Source organism: Algoriella sp. (assembly GCF_036647415.1).
Classification (GTDB): Bacteria; Bacteroidota; Bacteroidia; order Flavobacteriales; family Weeksellaceae; genus Empedobacter.
Genome location: NZ_JAVXKG010000009.1, coordinates 60,636 through 80,853 on the forward strand (window position 1 = coordinate 60,636; position 20,218 = coordinate 80,853).

At 30.9% G+C, this 20,218-nt stretch carries 18 protein-coding genes; 10 read left to right on the forward strand and 8 right to left on the reverse strand.

Features of this window, described 5'->3' with window-relative positions; genetic code table 11:
- Together RSC72_RS05710 and RSC72_RS05715 are read right to left on the reverse strand one after the other, a co-directional pair.
- Nucleotides 1-1,456: hypothetical protein (locus tag RSC72_RS05710; protein ID WP_332544246.1), on the reverse strand; the 1,456-nt coding region annotated here is incomplete at its 3' end.
- 4 nt (nt 1,457-1,460) lie between these two features.
- Nucleotides 1,461-2,171, reverse strand: a complete 711-nt coding sequence (locus tag RSC72_RS05715; RefSeq protein WP_332544245.1) for a hypothetical protein — start codon at nt 2,169-2,171, stop codon at nt 1,461-1,463.
- Between the two features lie 135 nt (nt 2,172-2,306).
- On the opposite strand from RSC72_RS05715, the gene RSC72_RS05720 reads away from it, so the two are divergent.
- The 3 genes from RSC72_RS05720 to RSC72_RS05730 are packed head-to-tail and all read left to right on the forward strand — an operon-like array spanning nt 2,307 to nt 6,563.
- Nucleotides 2,307-4,856, forward strand: a complete 2,550-nt coding sequence (locus RSC72_RS05720; RefSeq protein WP_332544244.1) for a phosphoenolpyruvate carboxylase — start codon at nt 2,307-2,309, stop codon at nt 4,854-4,856.
- Nucleotides 4,857-4,885: 29 nt separating this feature from the next.
- On the forward strand, nt 4,886-5,446 hold the full coding sequence (ruvC, locus tag RSC72_RS05725) for a crossover junction endodeoxyribonuclease RuvC (protein WP_332544243.1): 561 nt from the start codon (nt 4,886-4,888) through the stop codon (nt 5,444-5,446).
- 58 nt (nt 5,447-5,504) lie between these two features.
- On the forward strand, nt 5,505-6,563 hold the full coding sequence (locus RSC72_RS05730; protein WP_332544242.1) for a glutaminyl-peptide cyclotransferase: 1,059 nt from the start codon (nt 5,505-5,507) through the stop codon (nt 6,561-6,563).
- A gap of 101 nt (nt 6,564-6,664) precedes the next feature.
- Here RSC72_RS05730 and RSC72_RS05735 read toward each other — a convergent pair whose 3' ends face one another.
- From RSC72_RS05735 to RSC72_RS05750, 4 genes are all read right to left on the reverse strand, one after another.
- Nucleotides 6,665-7,162 carry a hemerythrin domain-containing protein gene (locus RSC72_RS05735; RefSeq protein WP_332544241.1) on the reverse strand — a complete coding sequence of 166 codons (498 nt, stop codon included), beginning with the start codon at nt 7,160-7,162 and terminating at the stop codon, nt 6,665-6,667.
- Nucleotides 7,163-7,237: 75 nt separating this feature from the next.
- The gene (locus RSC72_RS05740) at nt 7,238-7,672 is read right to left on the reverse strand and encodes an RrF2 family transcriptional regulator (protein WP_332544240.1); all 435 of its coding nucleotides are present in this window, start codon (nt 7,670-7,672) and stop codon (nt 7,238-7,240) included.
- A gap of 138 nt (nt 7,673-7,810) precedes the next feature.
- Nucleotides 7,811-8,392 (reverse strand): 50S ribosomal protein L25/general stress protein Ctc, encoded by a 582-nt coding sequence (locus RSC72_RS05745; protein ID WP_332544239.1) that lies wholly within the window; start codon nt 8,390-8,392, stop codon nt 7,811-7,813.
- A gap of 44 nt (nt 8,393-8,436) precedes the next feature.
- Nucleotides 8,437-9,372 carry a ribose-phosphate pyrophosphokinase gene (locus RSC72_RS05750; protein WP_332544238.1) on the reverse strand — a complete coding sequence of 312 codons (936 nt, stop codon included), beginning with the start codon at nt 9,370-9,372 and terminating at the stop codon, nt 8,437-8,439.
- 218 nt (nt 9,373-9,590) lie between these two features.
- Between RSC72_RS05750 and RSC72_RS05755 the strand changes: the two genes are divergently transcribed.
- From RSC72_RS05755 to RSC72_RS05770, 4 genes are all read left to right on the forward strand, one after another.
- On the forward strand, nt 9,591-10,853 hold the full coding sequence (locus RSC72_RS05755) for an OmpA family protein (RefSeq protein WP_332544237.1): 1,263 nt from the start codon (nt 9,591-9,593) through the stop codon (nt 10,851-10,853).
- Nucleotides 10,854-10,957: 104 nt separating this feature from the next.
- Nucleotides 10,958-12,898 (forward strand): polysaccharide biosynthesis protein, encoded by a 1,941-nt coding sequence (locus RSC72_RS05760; protein WP_332565851.1) that lies wholly within the window; start codon nt 10,958-10,960, stop codon nt 12,896-12,898.
- Entirely contained in the window at nt 12,888-13,649 is a 762-nt protein-coding gene (locus RSC72_RS05765) for a polysaccharide biosynthesis/export family protein (RefSeq protein ID WP_332543969.1), read from the forward strand. Before RSC72_RS05760 ends, RSC72_RS05765 begins: the two co-directional genes overlap by 11 nt.
- Nucleotides 13,650-13,653: 4 nt before the next feature.
- Nucleotides 13,654-16,035, forward strand: coding sequence for a GumC family protein (locus RSC72_RS05770; protein ID WP_332543970.1), 2,382 nt, complete (start codon nt 13,654-13,656; stop codon nt 16,033-16,035).
- Nucleotides 16,036-16,102: 67 nt separating this feature from the next.
- Here the strand turns inward: RSC72_RS05770 and RSC72_RS05775 are convergent, their stop codons facing one another.
- On the reverse strand, nt 16,103-16,876 hold the full coding sequence (locus RSC72_RS05775; protein ID WP_332543971.1) for a TrmH family RNA methyltransferase: 774 nt from the start codon (nt 16,874-16,876) through the stop codon (nt 16,103-16,105).
- Between the two features lie 153 nt (nt 16,877-17,029).
- On the opposite strand from RSC72_RS05775, the gene RSC72_RS05780 reads away from it, so the two are divergent.
- The 3 genes from RSC72_RS05780 to RSC72_RS05790 all read left to right on the forward strand — a co-directional run bounded on the left by RSC72_RS05780 (nt 17,030) and on the right by RSC72_RS05790 (nt 19,436).
- Complete coding sequence (locus tag RSC72_RS05780) at nt 17,030-18,322, forward strand: peptidase U32 family protein (protein WP_332543972.1); 1,293 nt, start codon at nt 17,030-17,032, stop codon at nt 18,320-18,322.
- Nucleotides 18,323-18,337: 15 nt separating this feature from the next.
- Nucleotides 18,338-18,568, forward strand: a complete 231-nt coding sequence (locus tag RSC72_RS05785; RefSeq protein WP_332543973.1) for a ferredoxin — start codon at nt 18,338-18,340, stop codon at nt 18,566-18,568.
- Between the two features lie 166 nt (nt 18,569-18,734).
- A complete protein-coding gene (locus RSC72_RS05790) occupies nt 18,735-19,436 on the forward strand; it encodes a hypothetical protein (protein ID WP_332543974.1) in 702 nt (233 codons plus the stop codon).
- A 189-nt stretch (nt 19,437-19,625) separates the two neighbouring features.
- Here RSC72_RS05790 and RSC72_RS05795 read toward each other — a convergent pair whose 3' ends face one another.
- Entirely contained in the window at nt 19,626-20,060 is a 435-nt protein-coding gene (locus tag RSC72_RS05795; RefSeq protein ID WP_332543975.1) for a JAB domain-containing protein, read from the reverse strand.
- Nucleotides 20,061-20,218: the final 158 nt, after the last annotated feature.

A 20,218-nucleotide genomic window follows, 5' to 3' on the forward strand; every position in this document is an offset into this window, starting at 1 on the left:
TTGACACATTAATTGTTCCCATACCTGTTTGCCATTCACTAGATCCGTAAATATTCAACGTTTGGGGACCACTTTGAGTTAAAGTTGGAGCAACAGCACTACCAGAAAAAGTAATATTATGTGTGTACGAAGTATTGTCAACTGTTACTGTTTTACTACCTGATGTAAAACCTGATTTTGCATCAAAAAAAGTATTATCCGCAGGACCTGGTACGCAATAACCACCCGTACCGCCAGAGGTTTGTGACCAATGGGTTTTATCATTCCAATTACCTGAACCTCCTATCCAATATAAGTTTTGACCAACATAAGATGGAAACGTCCAACCTAAATTATTTCCATTATCAACCGAATTATTAGCCGTAAAATTTGCTCCACCAGAAGCTCTGATGTCTTTCATAATAACTCCCGAAACATCAATCGATACTCCTGATGCGGCAGCAACACTTGCTTGTGTTCCTGCTGTAGAAGATGTAATGGTTGACCAACCACCACATTGAGGTGTATTAGCTGAAAATAAATTCGTAATTGTTTGTGTAGCTCCTGAAGCAAAAACATATGTTTTTGTTGGAGAAAAAACCAAGGTTTTGACGGTGTTATTCCCGTTTATTGCACCATCACCTTTAAATTCTACCTTATTAAAATTAACAATACCGCTATGAGGATTTATTTGACCACCAGTACCTTCAAATGTAACATCATAAAATGTTTGACCTCCATTCACACTAAATCCCTGATATGAAGTATTATAATCTTTAACAAAATTAGTAAAATGAATATGAGAAGTACCCGCATTCAAAGTAACCAATGAAGAAGATGTTATAAACGAAGCCTCTCTTGATGTTAAATATATATTTGAATTTCCTAAATTTATAACCCTTACTTTAGGTCCACTTGATGCATCATAAAAAAAACCTATTGTTACATCAAAATTATTCGTATTCCAAGTACCAGCTTGATGAAATAAATATCCTCCAACTATAAATGAATCGTTAAGACTTATAGAGTTTTCTTCTTCAAAATATAAATTATTATTACCAGTCTTTACTCCATTACTTTTTATCGTCTTTGCTTCACCAGTATGACGGTAATAAATATTAGAAACAGTAATTGTTCCCATACCTGTTTGCCATTCACTAGATCCGTAAATATTTAACGTTTGAGAACCACTTTGAGTTAAAGTTGGAGCGACAGAACTCCCAGAAAAGGTAATGTTATGGCAGTTTACAGTGTTATCTAACGTAACAGTTTTACTAGATGTTGTGAAACCTGATTTTGCATCAAAAAACACATTATCTGTTGGTCCTGGAATTACAGATGGTAAAGATGTACCGCCTGATGTGGTACGCCAATGTTCAATTTCTGACCATTTACCACTTCCACCAACCCAATAATAATCCGCTGCCCAAGAAAAACTCATGAACAGAAGTAAAAAAAACGTAAAAAATTTCTTCATTAGTTTACTTCACTTTAAATACAATATTCATAAATGTACTTTCAGAAATCATAGGATTTGAAATAATTGAATATCTCAACACGCCATCGTCATCCAAAGTAATCGTATTAGGATCAAATACTTGATTATCAAAATATGTTACATAATATTCTAAATCTGTTTTACTCAAAGTAGGAATATTTGTTGCAGATGTACTTTTTAATGCAGTTTTTGTAGAACCAGTAACATTACCAGACAAATCAAATTGATTTTTATATATATCAAATAATTTAACATTGTATAATGATTTACTACTATCATACCAAATAGTCGAATTAGAGTCTGTAGAAACACCTGCAATATCTGTAGGCAAAGCTATAGATGGTGCATAAAAGTATGAAACAACTTTTTTGTGTCCTAAGTTAAGCGGTTCCCACTTTTTTGTAGTATCTCCAGACCAATACCACAATCCGAAAGCATCAATATCAGGTGATGAACTCGTTGACACACTGTTTGCATAAACTATTGTACCGGCTTTTAAATCCGTGGTAGACATGGATTCTATTTGATTACCGGACATCATTGGAAAAGCAATTCCTGCTTTATCTCCATTTTTATAATTAGAATCTATAGACACATCAAGTGTTGCATTAGGATTAGCCGTTCCTATACCTACTTGCGCAAATAAAAAATTAGTAAAACAAACAGAAATAATTGATAATAAGTTGATTTTCATAAAAATTTATAAAATTTGCGCAAAGATATTGTATTATTATTCAATAAACTACAATTGAATAATTAAAGCCATTAATTATATTCATTAAATCATTAATAAGCTATAAATTTACTCTAAACAGAAAAAAACCTATTCATGCTAAATAAAAATTTATCCGAACAAAAATTCCACCAAATTGTGGAAAATAAGTTCCAAATTTATAACAGTCTTTTCATGAGCTTACCTTACGAAAAGATGTTGAATATTGGTTCGCTGATTCCATTTTTGTACGAAGAAAGTAACAAAGGTTTACCAGAAGGAAAATCTCCAAACGAAATTATTACTAATTTTTTCGAAAAATATACAGATTTAAAAACTGAAAAAGAACAAATAGATTTGATGTTCCGCATGATACAATACATCGAGCGCCAAGTTGTTTTGTTTGATAGTATAGAAGATGCTGCTTTTCCTTCGCTACATTCCGAAAACGAAAAAGGAAGTTTAGAGAGCATTTACCATATTGCTCAATCGCAAGGAAAACTGGAACAAGTTAGAGAACGTATACAAGATTTTACGACAAGAGTTGTATTTACAGCGCATCCAACGCAATTTTATCCAACAAATGTGCAACAAATTATTCAAGATTTACGCGATGCAATTCAGCAAGATTCGGTTAGTAAAATTGATATGTTATTGCAACAATTAGGAAAAACGCCATTCATAAACGAAGAAAAACCAACACCTTACGACGAAGCTGTTTCAATTATTTATTACCTTCAAAATGTTTATTATCAAACAATTGGACGATTGTATAATGATGTTAATCAATTATTTTTTACAGAAAGTCATCCGCTCAAATCGCCAATTATTCAATTAGGTTTTTGGCCTGGCGGAGATCGTGACGGAAACCCTTTTGTAACGGCAGAAATCACATGGAAAGTTGCAAGTTTGTTACGCACAAGTATTCTTAAAGTCTATTATAAGCATTTAAAAATAGTTCAGCGTCGTTTAACTTTCAAGCATGTTTCTCAACCTTTGAAAGAATTAAATGATTTGATTTATAAAAATATGTTCGATGAAAATGGAACAATTTATTTGGATGATATCAAATCGAGATTACAGCGAATTCGTACAATTTTGATTGAAGAACACAATAGCACTTTTCTATCTATTTTAGACGATTTCATTATGCGTGTAGAAATTTTCGGATTGCATTTTGCGTCTTTAGATATTCGTCAAGATTCCCGTATTCATCAAAAAGTAATCAATCAAATTGTCGAAAAATACACTGGAATAAATTTAGAAAATGTAACAGAATCAGAAAAAATAGAAATCTTAACAAATCCTCAGTTTATCGCTAAACCAGAAGATTTTGAAGAAGATATTGTAATTGATACGATTAAAAATGTTTATCAATTAAAAGATATTCAGAAACGAAATGGTGAAACAGGTGTTAATCGTTACATTATCTCCAATTCTGAAACAATTTTTGATGTCTTAAATGTTTATGCTTTATTCAAATTTTGTGGTTATCAAGATGAGGAAATTAAGTTTGATATTATGCCACTTTTCGAAACGATTAGAGGTTTAGATGGCGCAGAAAACACGATGAATAAGTTGTACAATTTACCAATTTATGCCGCTCATTTAGAAAGACGCAACAAGCGTCAATCAATTATGTTAGGATTTTCGGACGGTACAAAAGACGGTGGTTATATAAAAGCAAATTGGGAAATTTATCGTACAAAAGAAATTCTTTCGGATGTTTCTGACACAAATCAAATCGAAGTTATTTTCTTTGATGGACGTGGTGGACCGCCTGCGCGTGGTGGTGGAAAAACACACGAGTTTTATGCATCACAAGGTAAAACAATTGCTAATCACGAAATACAAATTACCATTCAAGGGCAAACAATTACTTCAAATTACGGAACACTTCCACAAGCCAAATATAATTTTGAACAATTGTACACGGCTGGAATTATTTCGGATGTTTTTGCTGCAAATACAAGTCAAATTTCGGTTGAAGAACGAATTTTGATTGATAAATTAGCCAACATTAGTTACAAAAAATACGAAGATCTAAAAGCGCATCCTTCATTTTTACCTTATTTAGAGAATATGAGTACGCTAAATTATTATGGTAAAACAAATATCGGAAGTCGCCCAAGTAAGCGTGGTGGCGATAAAAAATTAGAATTTGATGATTTACGTGCCATTCCGTTTGTGGGTTCTTGGAGCCAATTAAAACAAAATATTCCGGGTTATTTTGGCGTTGGAACAGCAATTAATGAACTAAAAGAACAAGGTCGATTAGATGATGTAAAAGCATTGTTCAAAAATTCTGGATTCTTCAAAACGTTGATTCAAAATAGTATGATGTCGATGGAAAAAACGTATTTTCCGTTAACTTCTTACATGAAAGATGATACTGAATATGGTGAATTTTGGAATATTTTGCATGATGAATTTGAATTATCAAAAGCCTTATGTTTAGAAATTTCAGGTTATACAGAATTGATGCAAGACGAGCCGCTTAACAAATCTTCGGTACAATTGCGAGAGAAAATTGTCTTGCCTTTATTAACGATTCAGCAATTTGCATTAAACAAAATTCACCATGAAAGTGAGTTCAAATCCATTTATGAACAAATCGTAATGCGATCATTATTTGGAAACATTAATGCAAGTAGAAATTCAGCTTAATCTAAAAATATCTTAATACCTTCGCATTGATGGAAAAGATTATTTTGGGTATAGATCCTGGAACATTGGTGATGGGTTTTGGGCTGATCGAGGTAAAAAACAACAAAATAAAACTAATTACTTTAGACGAATTATTGTTGCATAAATTACCCAATCAACAAACAAAATTGAAGAAGATTTTCGAGAAAACTTTGGCAATTATAGACCAATATCATCCTGATGAATTGGCCATCGAAGCACAATTTTTTGGCGTTAATGTACAGTCAATGCTAAAACTTGGTCGTGCGCAAGGCGTTTGTATTGCAGCTTGTTTGCATCGTGATATGCCTGTTACGGAATATGCGCCCAAAAAAGTGAAAATGGCAATTACGGGTAATGGTAATGCCTCAAAAGAACAAGTTGCTGGGATGTTGCAACATTTGTTGGGACTGAAAGAAATTCCGAAACGTTTGGATGCTACAGATGGTCTTGCAGTAGCGGTTTGTCATCACCTGAACTCTGGAAAAACATCATCAAGTTCGACTAAAACAACAAAATCAAGTTCGACTTGGGATGCTTTTGTAAAAAATAATCCGAATAGAACAAAATAAAATATATTTGTATTAGAAATGATTTATAAAATTATTTCGTATTAATTAAAACTATCAAATGAAAAAATATTTCATCGTTGCCTCTGTTTGTGCAACTATTTGCGGGTCGTTGTTTATTTCTTGTAAAGATAATAACGCAAAAAATAATACGGCGATTACAGAAATCGTTTCGAAAATTGAACAAAATAAATACAAAATTGGCGACAAAATTAGTATTCCGACAACAAACCTTGAAGGAATTACAAAAGTTGTTGTTTCTGTAGATGAACAGGAAGTTCCTACAGATTTTACTATTGACGGAAAGAAAATTGGTTTAGGAAATCATACCGTTAATGTAAAATTCTTTAAAGGAGAAGAAGAAACAAATTCGCGCGATTTTACTTTTGTAGTTTATGCAAACGAGCCTGCTGCACAATGGAATTATGAAATTGTGGGTACTTATCCTCATAATCCTGATTATTTTACACAAGGTTTTTACTTCAAAAATGGAGATATTTACGAGGGAACAGGACTTCGCGAAGGTAAAACTCGTTTGATAAAATATAAATTAGGCGCAACAGAACCGACAAAATTATATCAAATAAAAGATGATGTTTTTGGTGAAGGAATTACAGAATTAGATGGTTCTATTTATCAATTAACGTGGCAAGATCGTGCAATTTATAAATATGATTTAGATTTTAATCAAATTGCAAAACTTGATATGCCAAGTCAAGTTATAGAAGGTTGGGGAATTACAACAATTGGTAACGAATTAGCTATTTCAGAAGGTTCTCAACGTATTCATTTCTTTGATAAAGATTTAAAATATTTAAGAACTGTGCAAGCTTTTGACAATACACAACCGTACAGTTATTTGAATGAAATTGAATATCACGACGGATTAATTTACGCAAATGTTTACTTAAAATCTGGACACGCCGATAATAGTAATATTGTGGTGATAGATCCGCAAACGGGCGCTGTAAAAGGAGAGTTTAACTTTGCAGAATTGAAAGGAAAACAAGGAAATCCACAAGCGCAAGAATTGAACGGAATTGCCTTTAAAGACAACGGAAATATGTTATTAACTGGTAAAAACTGGGACAAAATTTTTGAAGTGAAGATTAAGAAGTAATTTACTTACTAAATAAAACAAAAAGCTCGATCTGCAAAATCGAGCTTTTCTTTTCAAAAATCATCTAAAAAAATTATAAGTAAAATTTTGGTTGTGGAAAATTATAACCAAAATTGATCTTTCCAATCTGTGTTTGTTAAAAGTGAACTAAATTGATCTTTAATTTCTTTTAATCTACGTTGTGTTGCGTTTTTTTCAAATTCGGAAAACAATTGTTTTTCCTCAAATCTGATGTGCAAATCCAATTCTTCTTCAATATAAATCAAGCTTTTCATTGGATTTTTAGTGTCTATTTTGAATAAACGTTTTATTCTTCTATGTTCTTTCAATGCTCTTTTTACCAGATAATGCTCCTCATCTAACAGCGTAAAAAGATAATTTTCTTCTATCTCAAATTTCTTTAACAAAATATTTTCTCCATACCAATTTACATAATCTACTATGCGTTGTATTTCTATGCCTTTATCAATACCTGCACGTATATTCCAACAAAAAAACAATGTTTTGTGGTGTCTTTCACAAGCTTCATTCAGTTTCAAACCAACATTATAAGTTGAATTAGAAAGATTGACTTGTGGCACATCGATAGTTAATTTCATGGTATGATTATTTAAATTATTTTTAATTCGGATATTCGGATATTTTTATCTTATTTATTAAGAATTTTTTTTTTTTTAATGTTTTAAGAAAGCTAAACCTTTTTCTATATCATCTATCAAATTAAACATTGACGTCTGCTCTACCATTTTTCTCAAATCATTACGAATTTCAAACACACGACTATGTAAAGCACATGGTTTTTTAGCATCACATTCTACCAAACCCAAAATACAGCTATGATATAAACCATCGCCATCTATTGCTTTGATAATATGCACTAATTTTAATTCATTCAAATGATCTGGATCCATCTCAAAACCTCCCATTTTCCCTTTTACAGAAGCAATTACATTAGATCTTACCAATTGTTGCAAAATTTTTGCCGTATACGCTTCTGGAGAATTAATTGAGTTTGAAATTTGCTTAAGATTTACTCGTTTTCCTGCAACAGATTCTTGTGCAATAAATACACAAGCCTTAATTCCATATTCGCACGCTTTTGAAAACATTCTATTTTAACTTTCTTAATTATAGTTCAAATATACGATTTATTTTAAATCGGACAAATCTATCTTCATTAAATTTTAAGAAATAAAAAAACCACTCAAAAATTTGAGTGGTTTAATTTTATGATGTTAAATCAGAAATTAATCTTCATCTTCGTCTTGCGTATCTTTAACAGCATTACGAGAAGTACGGATAGCCACTACTACTGCGTTGTCTGGATGTGCAAATGTGTAGTTTTCATTTTTCAATGATTCTACATACATTTTGTGACCAATTCTCATTGGTGTGATATCGATAACGATTTCATCTGGTAAGTTTGCAGGAATAGCACGAACTTTTAATTTACGCATGTTGAAACGTAAAACCCCTCCAACTACTAAACCACGAGCACGACCTACTAAACGAACTGGAACTTCCATTGTTACTGGTTTGTCGTCGTTTAATTGATAAAAATCTACGTGTAAAATTTTATCAGTAACTGGGTGAAATTGGATATCTTGTAAGATAGCTTGAACTTTTGTTCCGTCAGCTAACTCGATAGAAGCTGTGTGAGCATCTGGTGTATAAACTAAACCTTTGAATGCTTTTTCATCAGCTGAAAAGTGGATAGGCTCTCCTGAACCATAAACCACACAAGGTACTTGTTCAGCATTACGTAGGTTACGTGTTGCCACTTTACCTAAGTCTTCTCTTTTTACACCTTGAATTGTAATTGACTTCATAATATAATATTTAATAAAAATTTATTTAATTCAATCTTAACCTATTAAATAACAAAACGTTGACTAATAGATTTGTTGCTATGTACTAAATGCATAACATCAGCAAAAAGCGGAGCGCAAGATAATACTTTTATTTTAGAAACAGAATTATTTTTTAATGGAATACTATCAGTTACAGCAATTTCGTCTAACATAGAGTTCTCAAGACGCTCGTATGCTGGTCCAGAAAGTACAGCATGCGTAGCGATAGCACGTACAGATTTTGCTCCTTTAGACATAATAAGCTCAGCTGCTTTGGCTAAAGTTCCTGCAGTATCAATCATATCATCTACCAAAATAACATTTTTACCTGCTACATCACCAATCAACATCATACTATCAACTTGGTTTGCGACCTTACGTTCTTTGTGACAAATTACAATATCAGCACTTAAATATTTTGCGTACGTATTAGCACGTTTTGCACCTCCCATATCTGGAGAAGCAATACAAATATTATCTAATCCTAATCCTTTTATATACTCAACAAAAATTGTTGAAGCAAATAAATGATCTACAGGCACTTCAAAAAATCCTTGAATTTGATCAGCATGTAAATCCATTGTCATTACACGAGTAGCACCAGCTGTCATTAACATTTTTGCGACCAATTTGGCTCCAATTGGTACACGAGGAGCATCTTTACGATCTTGACGAGCAAATCCGAAATAAGGAATAACCGCTGTGATACTTCTTGCCGATGCACGTTTAGCTGCATCACACATTAATAACAATTCCATTAAATTATCATTTGGTTGCATAGTAGAACCAATTAAGAAAACGCGTGCTCCACGAATAGGTTGTTCGAAAGCGGGTACGAATTCACCATCACTAAACTCGACGATTTTTGATTTACCAAGTTCTTGACCATATTGATCAGCAATTTTTGTTGCCAATTCTATTGATCCTCTAGTTGCGAAAAGAAATGCAGATTGTTCCATTGTTTTGTTTGGGAATTAATTATGCAAAATTAATTGAAATGAATCAAAAAATAAAGAAAATTCGTAAAATTTAATTTTAGGCACGATGTTTGAAAAATGATTAAAACGTAATGCTTGTTTGTCTTAATATGATATTTGTTATGTTAAAGTGTTTTTTAACACATAAAACCAGCAATACAACATTAAAGTATAATAGTTTTGTATTTAAATATATCCTCATGAAAAAGATTTCATACCTATTAAGTATAATTGGATTAGGAATTTTTGCACAAGCGCAAGAAGTTACTGAAACAGTTAGTAATGATTACAACAAATGGTCTATCGAGGCCAACGGTGGTGCTGTAAAAGCTAGAAAAGCATTTGCACCTGGTTATTATTCAGAAACTCCAAGTTTTTTCCACGCTGATTTTGGTGTTCGTTATATGTTTAACAACAAATTCGGTTTAAAATTAGATGGTGGTTATGACCGCATCAAAGAAGGAGAAGATGTTACAAGATTCAAATCTAACTACTACAGAGTAGATTTACAAGGAGTTGTAAATATTGGTCGTGTTTTAAATTTTGAAACATGGACAAATAGAATTGGATTATTAGCACATGGTGGTGCTGGTGTTTCAATAATGAATAACGGCGCAACTGATGGTGCTAATGGTAAAGTTATTGATGACAATGATAACATGGTTAATGTTATGGCTGGTTTAACACCACAATTAAGATTAACTGATCGTGTTGTATTAACAGGAGATGTTTCTTATGTTAGAAATATTCGTCAAAACGTAACTTTTGATGGTACATCAACAACTTCAGGTTCAGGATTTGGAGGTGAAATTTGGAACGCTACTTTAGGTTTAACTTTCTACTTAGGAAAAAACCAAAAACATGCTGACTGGGTTTACGAACCAACTCGTTCTGACTTAGAAGATCGTATTGCTAATATCGAACAAATGTTGAAAGATACTGATGGAGATGGTGTTGCTGATTACTTAGATCAAGAGCCAGATTCAGCTCCAGGAGCAGTTGTAGATACTAAAGGTGTTACAATTGACCACAACGGAAATGGTATTCCAGATAATATTGAAGAATACATTAAACAAAATGCTGGTGGAAATACAACTATCGTTAACGATGCTGATTTCTTAGAGCAAATGATTAACAGTGGTATTATCAACGTATATTTCGATTACAACTCTGATAAACCATACCAACAATCAGTTGGAGGTATCAAATTTGTATCTGAATTCTTAAAAGCTAAACCAAATGCTCAAATCGATATCTTAGGATTTGCTGATCCTGTAGGTGGTGATTCTTTTAACAAAGATTTGTCTCGTAGAAGAGCAGAAAACGTAAAAGCACTTTTAGTTAGTCAAGGTGCTAATGCATCTCAATTAAATACAGTTGCAGAAGGAGAAGATAAAGAATTTAAAAATTCTCAAGTTTCATCTCATCAATTAGCAAGAAGAGTTGTTTTCAGAGTAAAATAATTTTTTGTTAAATAAAAATCTTAATCAGGAATAGATTTCTCTTATAAAAGGGGTTCTATTTCTGATTTTTTTTTATATTTACATTTACTTAATATACTATAGAATTGAACCCTTTTAACCAACATTTTAACGCGCCCAGGTGGGTCGTGTTAATAATTGATATACTAATAGTTTTTATTAGTTATATCACGAGTAACTTTATACTCAATAGTTTTTTAAATACCTTTAGTTTAGAAAAATTATTATTTAAGTTACCCATTGTTGTTATTCTGTATCTTATATGTTTTATCTATTTTAAAACATATAAAGGAATCGTAAAAAAAACAGGATTAAAAGATGCAGAAAATGTCTTTATATCTAATATTTCTGCTTTTCTTATTCTTTTACTTATCTCGTTCATTTTTAGAAAATTCATAGAAAGTGGAAGTCAAGAAACAAATACAGCTTCTTTTCTATTTAGAATGTCATATTCTGTAATTTTTGTACATCTTTTTATTACAACCGTTATAATGGTTGTAGCAAGATTATATTATAAATGGATTTATGATTATTTCTTTAGCAAAAATATCGGTATTGAAAAAGTATTAATTTATGGAGCTGGAGACTCTGGTTACATTACAAGAGATATACTACAAAATGATACACAATATAACATCAAAGTAATTGGTTTTATTGATGATAATCCTAGTAAAATAGGAAAAATTGTTGATGGAGTAAAAATTTATTCAATAAACGATATAACAAAACAGTTTGTTGAAAAAAATGATATTTCAGAGATTATTATCTCAATTCAAAATATAAGAACCAATCAATTATTAAATTTATCTAAATCTATAGAAGATCTTCCTGTTAAAATTAAAATAATTCCACCAATTTCTAAGTGGATTGATGGAACTTATAAATCTAAACAAATCAAAGAATTAAAGATAGAAGATTTATTAGGTAGAGAATCTATAAAATTAGACAACCCTATAATCAATCAAAATTTAAAAGGTAAAAAAGTATTAATTACCGGAGCTGCAGGTTCTATTGGAAGTGAAATTGCACGACAAATAGCTGTAATGGATATCGAACAATTAGTACTGATAGACCAAGCAGAGTCAGCATTATACGACATTCAGCAAACTTTAAAAAATAAGATTAGCGAAGAAAAACAAAATAAGATTCATTACATTGTTTCGAGTGTAAGAGATCAAAAAAGAATGTTTAGCCTTTTTAATAAGTATAGACCAGAAGTTATTTTCCATGCAGCAGCTTACAAGCATGTGCCTTTGATGGAAAAATTCCCTTACGAAGCAATTAATACAAACATATACGGTACCAAAATTATTGCAGATTTAGCAAATGAATTTGAAGCTGAAAAATTTGTTATGGTTTCTACAGATAAAGCCGTAAATCCTACTAACGTTATGGGTGCAACAAAAAGAGTTGCTGAAATATATGTTAATTGTATAAGTAAAGTATCTAAAACAAATTATATTGTTACACGATTTGGTAATGTTTTGGGATCAAATGGTTCTGTTATACCATTGTTTAAAAGACAATTAGATCACGGCGGACCTCTAACTGTAACACATCCAGATATCACTCGTTTTTTTATGACAATCCCAGAAGCTTGTCAATTAGTTTTAGAAGCAGCAATTATGGGAAAAGGTGGCGAGATATTTGTATTTGACATGGGCGAATCGATGAAAATAATTGATTTAGCAAAAAGAATGATTAGATTAAGTGGCTACAAATACCCCGAAGAGATTGATATAAAGATTGTTGGATTGCGACCAGGTGAAAAAATATATGAAGAATTATTAGCAACTGATGAAAATACAATCAAAACACATCATGAAAAAATAATGATCGCAAAAGTAAATACAGACAAATGCGATAAAAATAAAGTTTTAATAGAAGAATTATGTTTAATGTCTTCTCAAATTGAAAAACATGAGCACGTTATTAATCTAGTTGCTCTAATAAAAGAAATTGTACCCGAATTTAAATCTAAAAATTCAGAGTTTGAAAAACTTGATAATTTAACTTATGAAAAATAATATTTCTAAATTTTTAATTGTATTAATCACATTAATTATTTCTTCTTGTGCGTCGAAAAAAGATTTAATCTATTTTCAAGGCCAACAAGAATCTACAACAAAATATGAAGATTATATTCCTAAAATACAATCTTCAGATATGTTAGCAATTTCTATAACTGCAGCCGATATAAAAGCAACAGAGCCTTTTAATCAACAAAGCGTTTATCAACTAAACTCTGCTATACAAAATAATCCTTACGCAAAAGTATATACGGTTGATGAAAATGGTTTTATTAGTTATCCTATTTTAGGGCAGGTAAAAGTAGGTGGCTTAACACGTACAGAAGCTGAAAGTGAATTAAAATCAAAACTGGCAAAATACATTGTTAATCCAGGAGTTAACATCAATTTTACTAATTTTAGAATTAGTGTATTAGGAGAAGTTACAAGACCTGGTAACTTTACTGTTCCAAATGAGCGTGTTTCTATTCTTGATGCAATAGGAATGGCCGGAGATTTAACCATAAATGGAGTTCGTAATAATGTAATGGTAATTAGAGAACAAAACGGACAAAAGCAAACGTATAATGTTGATTTAACATCAAAAGATGTTTTAAATTCACCAGTTTATTATCTTGCACAAAACGACGTTGTATACGTAGAACCAAATAACGCCAAAATCTCAGCATCAAAATTTACTCCCAATTATTCATTATGGATTTCTGTTGCTGGTGTTATTATTTCTGTTATTTCTGTTATAGCTAAATAAAAAAATGAGTAAGAATAAAAATAATTTCGAAGAAGATTTCGAAAATCACGAAGAAGAAATAAATATTAGGCAAATACTTGAACAATATTTATATTATTGGAAATGGTTTGTATTAGGAGTAATTGTATCCTTAATATTTGCTTTTATATATATAAAATATACACAAAAACAATATCAAGTATCTGCAAAAATATTATTGAATGAAAAAGAATCTTCAACAGGAGAATTAGCAGGATTAATGGACCAAGCCATGTTAGGAGGGGGGTCTACAAATTCTGAGGTTGGTGATCAAATTGATGTTTTAAGATCAAAACGTTTAATAACTAAAGTTGTCGAAAAAAATAACTTAAACATTCAATATTTTAGTGTTGGTCGAGTTGCGGAAATAGAATTAACACACGATAAATCTCCAATTAGATTTATTTTCTTAAATGAAGAAAATAAATCTAACGATAAATTAAATGATAAATATTTGATTACAATTTTATCAAATACTAAATTTAAATTAGAGAATAAGAAAACTGGTAAGACAAATGAATATGCTTTTGGACAAAAAATTTCTGAAAAATTAGGTAACTTCATTATTAGTCCTAATTCGGAAATCAAAAAACATGTAGATAAAGAATATTTAATATCTCTAAAATCTATTGATCAAACGGTTTACAGTCTACAAAATAAATTAAGTATAAGCCCAAATAACGAAAAAAATTCCAAAGTAATTAATTTTTCATTAGTTGGTCCTATTCCTGAGATTTCAAAAAAAATAATTGATGATTTAATTATAACATATAATTCAGATTTAGTTAACGATAATCATAAACTAACAGAAGCTACTTCTAAATTTATCAATTCTCGATTAGAAATTGTAACAACCGATTTACGAGGTGTTGATAAAAATCTAGAACAATATAAAGTAAGTAACAATATCACAGATGTTACTTCTGAAGCAAATATATTTTTAGAAAGCGCAGCTGATAATGATAAGAAATTATTAGAATCTTCTACTCAATTACAGCTTGTAGATTATATGAATTCTACATTAAATTCTGCAAAATCAGATTTACTTCCTTCTAATATTGGATTAGAAGACAAATCTATTTCATCAGAAATTGCATCATATAATGAATTGGTTTTAGCAAAAGAAGACATGTTAAAATCTGTAACAAACGAACATCCAAATGTTATTAAACTGCAAGAGCAGATTAGTGATATAAAACGAAATTTAAAAAATAGTTTACGTTTATACAGAAATAATACACAAACAACTTTAAATTCTATTCAGAATAAGCAAAATCAAATAGTAAGTAAAATTCAAAAAGTACCAAGTCAAGAACGTGGTTTTAGAGATATTTCTCGTCAACAACAAATTGTAGAAGCTCTGTATCTTTTCTTATTACAAAAACGCGAAGAAAACGAAATAAAATCTGCTGCTACGCCAGAGAATATAAAAGTTATAGACTATGCATATGATAATAAAATACCTGTTTCTCCAAAGAAAAATATTATTTTATTAGGTGCACTCGTATTAGGGATAATTGTTCCTTTTATATTAATTTATATTTATAAATTATTAAATAACAATGTAAACTCTAAAGAAGATGTAGAAAATGCTGTAGGAGCTCCAATTGCTGGACAAGTTCCGAAAAGTGAGACTTCAATTATCGAACATAACGATAATTCGAGTGTAGCTGAAGCATTTAGAATCTTGAGAACAAATGTTAATTTCTTAATGAAAAATAGCAAAGAATCTCAATGTATCTACGTTACATCAACAACAAGTGGTGAAGGAAAAACGTTTGTCGCAACCAATCTAGCACAAATTCTAACCATGTCTGGTAAATCTGTTCTTTTGATTGGTGCAGATATTCGTAGTCCAAAGGTATTAGATTATTTAAATATTGCAGATCAATATAGACATCGTTATGGTGTGACTGAATATTTAATTTCTGAAGATGTAAAAATGGAAGAAATTATCATTAAAAAACCTGATAATTATAAATTTGATGTTATCTATTCTGGACAAATTGCTCCAAATCCTTCAGAATTATTAATGAATGGTCGTTTTGATGATATTGTAAATTATGGTAAACAACATTATGACTATGTATTAGTAGATACTGCTCCAGTAAGTTTGGTAACAGATACTTTATTAATTGCAGATGATGCAGATCTTACAATGTATGTTGTAAGAGCAAATTATCTAGATAAGCGTATGTTAGCTATTCCACGTGATTTATATAAAGAAAATCGTCTTAAAAATATGACAATGGTTGTGAATGATGTTGACTTTACAAAAGGTTATGGCTATGGCTATGGTTACGGTTATGGTTATGGTGAAAATCACAACAATCAATCTTGGTTTAAAAACCTATTTAAGAAAAAATAATTTCAATAAAAAAATCCCTACTTTGATAAGAAGTGGGGATTTTTAGTTTATAGATGATATAATATAACTATTGTCTTTGTCTTACTGCTTCATAAACACAAATTGCAGCTGCATTACTTACATTTAAAGAATCTACAAAACCTAACATTGGAATTTTAATTAATTCAGCAGAATTATCTGCCCAAAAATCTGATAAACCTGTTGCTTCAGTTCCTAAAATAATGGCTGAACCTGATGTAAAATCTGCTTCATATAAACTAATTGTTTCATCTCTCAAAAAAGTAGAAATAACTTGTACATTATGTTCTTTCAGAAAATTTAAAACCTCTTCTTTAGATGCTGATGCAATTTTATTGGTAAATAAAGTTCCAACCGAAGAGCGAATAACATTTGGATTGAAAAAATCAACTGTTTCATCGCAAACAATTACAGCATCTACTTTTGCACCATCTCCAGTTCTTAAAACTGCGCCTAAATTCCCTGGCTTTTCTACGGCTTCTAATACAACGATCAACGGATTATCGGGTAATTTTAATGTTGATAAATCAGATGATTTTGTTTTATAAACACCTACAATTCCACCTGTTGATTTACGATAAGCTAATTTCTCGAAAACTGTTCGTGTAATTTCGAACATTTTTGCACGACCAAAATCAATTGTAGATTCATAAATATCTTCACAAACATATATTTCTACTGCTTCGTAGCCGCCTTTTATAGCCAACTCATTTTCTTGTTTACCTTCAACAATAAATAAACCTTGGTTTTTACGTTCTCTTGATTTTTCTTGCAGTTTAAGCAAGTTTTTAATCCTTGGATTCTGAAGACTTTCTATTTGCATGCTGCAAAATTACTTCTTTTTCGTCCAATATTTCGCACAAATTTTGTTTACAATTATTATCAGTTAAAAAACTCATTACCAATAACCTTCAATTTATATTCAGTATAAACTTATATTTTTTGTACCTTTGCCCCTTAAAATCAGAATTTTCGTATGACCAAAGATGGAAAAATAGAATTGATGGCTCCCGCTGGGAACTTCGAATCGTTACAGGCTGCTTTAGATAATGGTGCTGATTCTGTATACTTCGGAGTAGATCAGTTGAACATGCGTGCGAGAGCATCAATCAATTTTACAATGGGAGATTTACCAGAAATCGTAAATCGTTGTGAAGAGAAAGGTGTGCGTTCTTACCTTACATTAAATACAATTATATATGATCACGATTTATCTTTAATCAAAACCCTTTTAGATCAAGCAAAAGAAGCTAAAATTACGGCTGTTATTGCGATGGATCAATCGGTTATTGCTTATGCAAGACAAATCGGGATGGAAATCCACATTTCTACTCAAATTAATGTCACAAATATAGAAACCGTAAAATTTTATGCAATGTTTGCAGATACAATGGTTTTGTCTCGTGAATTGAGTTTGAAACAAGTAAAAAAGATTGCAGAAAGTATTATCAAAGATGATGTACGTGGACCAAGTGGAAACTTAGTCGAAGTAGAAATTTTTGGGCACGGAGCTTTATGTATGGCTGTTTCAGGTAAATGTTACTTGAGCTTACACTCACACAACTCTTCTGCAAATCGTGGTGCTTGCAAACAAAATTGTCGTAAAAAATATACGGTTATCGACCAAGAATCTGGTTTCGAAATCGAGTTGGACAATGAATACATGATGTCTCCAAAAGATTTATGTACGATGGAATTTTTGGATCAGGTTGCTGATGCAGGAATCAAGGTATTAAAAATAGAAGGTCGTGGTCGTTCTCCAGAATATGTTGCAACCGTTATTCGTTGTTATCGCGAAGCTATAGACTCTATTGCTGATGGAACTTATTCGCCAGAAAAAGTTGACTATTGGATGGGATTATTACAAACTGTTTACAATCGTGGTTTTTGGTCAGGTTATTATTTAGGTCAAAAATTAGGAGAATGGTCTGCTGTTCCAGGATCTATGGCAACTCAGAAAAAAGTTTACATTGGTAAAGGTGTACATTTCTTTCCTAAGGCAAACATTGGTCAATTTGTAATTGATGCCTATGACTTAAAAGTTGGTGATTTAATTTTAGTTACAGGACCAACAACAGGTGCTCAAGAAATGATTGTTACTGAAATGATGGTGGATGATGTAAAAGGTGATATCGCAAAAAAAGGTGATAACATTACAATTCCTATGGAATTCAGAATTCGCCCTTCAGACAAATTATACAAATTAGTAAAAGAAGAGCCTGTTGGAGCAAAAGAAGATAATGTTGAAGAGGAAACTTATTCTCATTAATCAAAAACGAATAACATGGTTATAATAACGCTTCAGCGTGATAAATGTATTGGTTGTAACTATTGTTATGAGTTAGCGCCAGAACGTTTCCGAATGTCTAAAAAAGATGGAAAATCTGTCCTTTTAAAATCAATTGATAAAAAAGGATTTCATACATTGAAAGATCCAGATCATTCCATTGCCGATAATTGCGATCGTGCAGCAAAAGCCTGTCCAGTAAACATTATTTCGGTTAAAGAAATTTAGAAATAAAAACATATAAATTATAAAAAAGTCATCAACTGTTTGATGACTTTTTTTGTGATTAAATCTTTAAAAAAAACTAATCTTTGACACATATCATTTTATCATTTTTAAAAACTATCTTATCTTAGTCGAGAATTAACACATCTTTGCTACAATAATATACATTATGAGCTCATACGAATATTATAACTTCCCGATTCAGTTACTGAACGGTTTTTTAAACAATTCTAAAAAAGTATTAATTGATATTTCACATTATTGCATTTATAGAGTTTTTGTCGATAATTTCGAAAAATATTCTGGCTCTTTTACAGGTTACCAGAAAGCATGTGAAGATTTTGGAATCGAATTTAAAAATGTAGCCGAAGCCTATCAAAATGGTAAAACATGGTATGAAACAACTATAGAAAAAAGTCCTATGGTTGGTATGACTTCTGAAATGTATTGGGATTATATGACCAATGATAAAACCGAATTTGAGAAAGTTTGTTTATTAGGAGATTTAGCATTTAAAAGTATTTTGGGTGCAAAATCGTACATTAAATTAGATAATAAATATTGGTTTAGTCGTATGGATGGCGCTGTAAAATCTATTCAGAAAGAAGATATTTCACCAAAGCTACAACGTTATTTAAATGAATATCAGACTAAAAAAATAAAGAATCAACTAATTGCTAATTGGGGATTAGCTTCTTATTCTCGCTACAACAGAGGTTTTTATGTAAGTTATAAAATGACTTTAGAGGATTTAGCCTATCATGCAGAAAAAATAAGAAAATCTACACAAGATAAAAAGATAAAGAATGATGTAAAATCTGCTCACGAAAAAGCAATGGAACGTTTGGCAAAAGAAAATGAAATAAAATAAATTTACTCATCTTATAAAAAATTCCTAATTCTAATTAGAATGAGGAATTTTAGTTTTGTGGAGCTGGCGGGATTAAGGACATGTATTAAATATCAATCTCTTAGCTCTAAAAACCATCTAAAGGGGATGAAATCGGGGATGATTTCCACTAATTATCATCTTCAACCTTACTCGTATATTTTATTTAAATCAAAGAATTCCTTCGTCTGCAAAACTAAGGTAAGAATTTTTAGCCATAATAATATGGTCTAACAATCGAATATCAAATAACTCGCAACACTCTTTAATTTTAGAAGTTATTCGTTTATCTGATTCACTCGCATTTAAGTTTCCACTTGGGTGGTTATGAGTTATTACAAGAGCAGATGCGTTAGCTTTTAATACCATTCCCATAATTAACCTTACATCTATGCTACAAGTGTTTATTCCGCCCTTAAACATGCTTTTAATTCCTAAAACTTGATTCCCTTGGTTTAGTAATAATATTTTGAACTCTTCTTGAAGTTCAATTGTATCCAAATCCCAATTCGCTTTAAGAACTTGATAAACTTCGCTACTTCCCAATACTTTTATTTTCTCATCAACTTCATTAGTATATGAGATTTTAATTTCTGATACCTTCATTTTTGGCTATAAGATTTTAGAGTAGAGATAAATTTTGTTGATGATTTAGTATCAAAAACAAGCAAGTTTGTTTACCTCTACGTTTGTTAAACATTAATTTAAAATCACAGGAGGATGAATAAATCCACCAGAAAAAACCATTCTATTAAAAAGTGGTG

What these genes read in the sequence shown, in the direction of transcription:
- RSC72_RS05715 (WP_332544245.1), bottom strand. Translation starts at nt 2,171, where the DNA reads ATGAAAATCAACTTATTATCAATTATTTCTGTTTGTTTTACTAATTTT.
- RSC72_RS05720 (WP_332544244.1), top strand. Translation starts at nt 2,307, where the DNA reads ATGCTAAATAAAAATTTATCCGAACAAAAATTCCACCAAATTGTGGAA.
- ruvC (WP_332544243.1), top strand. Translation starts at nt 4,886, where the DNA reads ATGGAAAAGATTATTTTGGGTATAGATCCTGGAACATTGGTGATGGGT.
- RSC72_RS05730 (WP_332544242.1), top strand. Translation starts at nt 5,505, where the DNA reads ATGAAAAAATATTTCATCGTTGCCTCTGTTTGTGCAACTATTTGCGGG.
- RSC72_RS05735 (WP_332544241.1), bottom strand. Translation starts at nt 7,162, where the DNA reads ATGAAATTAACTATCGATGTGCCACAAGTCAATCTTTCTAATTCAACT.
- RSC72_RS05740 (WP_332544240.1), bottom strand. Translation starts at nt 7,672, where the DNA reads ATGTTTTCAAAAGCGTGCGAATATGGAATTAAGGCTTGTGTATTTATT.
- RSC72_RS05745 (WP_332544239.1), bottom strand. Translation starts at nt 8,392, where the DNA reads ATGAAGTCAATTACAATTCAAGGTGTAAAAAGAGAAGACTTAGGTAAA.
- RSC72_RS05750 (WP_332544238.1), bottom strand. Translation starts at nt 9,372, where the DNA reads ATGGAACAATCTGCATTTCTTTTCGCAACTAGAGGATCAATAGAATTG.
- RSC72_RS05755 (WP_332544237.1), top strand. Translation starts at nt 9,591, where the DNA reads ATGAAAAAGATTTCATACCTATTAAGTATAATTGGATTAGGAATTTTT.
- RSC72_RS05765 (WP_332543969.1), top strand. Translation starts at nt 12,888, where the DNA reads ATGAAAAATAATATTTCTAAATTTTTAATTGTATTAATCACATTAATT.
- RSC72_RS05770 (WP_332543970.1), top strand. Translation starts at nt 13,654, where the DNA reads ATGAGTAAGAATAAAAATAATTTCGAAGAAGATTTCGAAAATCACGAA.
- RSC72_RS05775 (WP_332543971.1), bottom strand. Translation starts at nt 16,876, where the DNA reads ATGCAAATAGAAAGTCTTCAGAATCCAAGGATTAAAAACTTGCTTAAA.
- RSC72_RS05780 (WP_332543972.1), top strand. Translation starts at nt 17,030, where the DNA reads ATGACCAAAGATGGAAAAATAGAATTGATGGCTCCCGCTGGGAACTTC.
- RSC72_RS05785 (WP_332543973.1), top strand. Translation starts at nt 18,338, where the DNA reads ATGGTTATAATAACGCTTCAGCGTGATAAATGTATTGGTTGTAACTAT.
- RSC72_RS05790 (WP_332543974.1), top strand. Translation starts at nt 18,735, where the DNA reads ATGAGCTCATACGAATATTATAACTTCCCGATTCAGTTACTGAACGGT.
- RSC72_RS05795 (WP_332543975.1), bottom strand. Translation starts at nt 20,060, where the DNA reads ATGAAGGTATCAGAAATTAAAATCTCATATACTAATGAAGTTGATGAG.